The sequence below is a fragment of the Actinomadura sp. NPDC049753 genome (assembly GCF_040674655.1).
GTDB lineage: Bacteria > Actinomycetota > Actinomycetes > Streptosporangiales > Streptosporangiaceae > Spirillospora > Spirillospora verrucosospora.
The window spans coordinates 1-1681 of sequence record NZ_JBFARL010000441.1; the positions used below are offsets into that span (position 1 = coordinate 1).

A 1681-nucleotide genomic window follows, 5' to 3' on the forward strand; every position below is an offset into this window, starting at 1 on the left:
GCACCGGCCGGCCCTGGTGATGAGTTGACGCGTCCGAAGCCGTCACACATATGACGGGACACGACGAGCCGGGGTCGCTGGTCGCGCGGCACGACCTCACCCCCGGTTTCGCCGCTCTGGCGTTCCTCGTCGCGCTGCTGCTCGGCGCGCTGCACGCGCTCGCGCCCGGCCACGGCAAGACGATCATGGCGGCGCACGCGATCGGGGACGGGCGGCGCCGGACGCGGGACGTCCTCGTGCTCGGCCTGACCGTCACGCTCACCCATACGGCCGGCGTCCTGGCCCTCGGCCTGCTCGTGACGACGGGGGCCCTGCTGGCGCCCGAGACGCTGTTCCCATGGCTCGGCGCTGCGGGCGGTGTCCTCGTGACGGCGGCGGGAGCGCTGCTGCTGCGGCGAGCCCTGCGCAACCGGCACCGCACCCACGGCCACGGGCACGGCCACGGGCACGGCCACGGGCACGGGCAGGGGCACGGCCACGGGCCCGCGCGTTCGCGGCGCGGCGGGGTCGTGCTGATGGGGCTGGCCGGCGGCATGGTGCCGAGCCCGTCGGCGGTCGTGGTGCTGGTCGGCGGCGCGGCGATCGGACGGGCCTGGTTCGGGGTCGTGCTCGTCCTGGCCTACGGGCTCGGCCTCGCCGCCGCGCTCACCGCGGTCGGCCTCCTCGTCGCCGGCTCCGCGCACGCCCTGGCGCGGCGCATTCCGGCCATGCGGCCCCGGCTTCCCAGCGGAATGATGCCGATAGGGACGTCCGCGACCGTGGTCGTCCTCGGGCTGGGACTCACGTTGCGGAGCCTGGTCCTGTGAGTTCCGACCCTGGGCGGCCCCGGATGCGCAGTGCCGGGTGGACGGTCCACGGAGGGGGGCGCGGCATGCCGGCAGGGACGAGACCGCCGGACGGCGGAACGGTGTCCGGGCATGACGCGGACGCGCTGCTCGGCCGGACGGCGCGCGGCGACGAGCGCGCGTTCGAGCTGCTGTACGACGTGGCCGCGGCGCCCGTGCACGGGCTGGTGCGGCGGGTCGTCCGCGATCCGGCGATGGCGGAGGAGGTGACGCAGGAGGTGATGATCGAGGTGTGGCGGTCCGCCGCCCGCTACGACCCGGCCCGCGGCGGCGCGATGGCGTGGATCCTGACGATCGCGCACCGCCGGGCCGTGGACCGCGTCCGGCGGGAGCAGGCCGCGGGCGAACGCGAGGCGAGGACCGTCCACCCCGGGGCGGGCGGCGCGCACGACCCGGTGGGCGAGCGGGTCGAGGCGCGGCTGGAGCACGAGCGGGTGCGGCGCTGCCTCGGGGCGCTGACGCACCTGCAGCGCGAGTCGGTGACGCTCGCCTACTACGGCGGGCACTCCTATCGTGAGGTGGCCGCGCTGGTGGGCGCGCAGCCGAACACGGTGCGGACCCGGATGCGCGACGGCATCATCCGGCTGCGCGACTGCCTGGGGGTGGAACGGTGACGGACGATCTGCACGCCCTCGCCGGCGCGTACGCGCTGGACGCGATCGACGACGCCGGGGAGCGCCGGTCGTTCGAGGAGCACCTCGCCGGATGCGAGACGTGCGCGACCGAGCTGCGCGAGTTCCGGGCTGGCGAAGCGCAAGAAGAAGCGGGACAAGGTCGTGGAGTCGGGTTCCTGCGAAGCCTCCTACTACTGGGAGGGGCAGATGACCGCGAGCGGC

2 protein-coding genes and 1 pseudogene are annotated in these 1681 nt (G+C 75.6%); all 3 read left to right on the plus strand.

Features of this window, described 5'->3' with window-relative positions; all coding sequences use genetic code 11:
* The first annotated feature begins 50 nt into the window (after nucleotides 1-50).
* Nucleotides 51-806 carry a hypothetical protein gene (locus AB0K37_RS42045; protein ID WP_363991812.1) on the plus strand — a complete coding sequence of 252 codons (756 nt, stop codon included), beginning with the start codon at nucleotides 51-53 and terminating at the stop codon, nucleotides 804-806.
* Nucleotides 807-871: 65 nt separating this feature from the next.
* Nucleotides 872-1459: an ECF RNA polymerase sigma factor SigK gene (gene sigK / locus AB0K37_RS42050; RefSeq protein ID WP_363991815.1), complete on the plus strand. Its 588-nt coding sequence runs from the start codon at nucleotides 872-874 to the stop codon at nucleotides 1457-1459.
* Nucleotides 1456-1681: pseudogene (locus AB0K37_RS42055) on the plus strand (hypothetical protein); the annotation flags it as partial. The gene sigK and the pseudogene AB0K37_RS42055, both read left to right, overlap by 4 nt.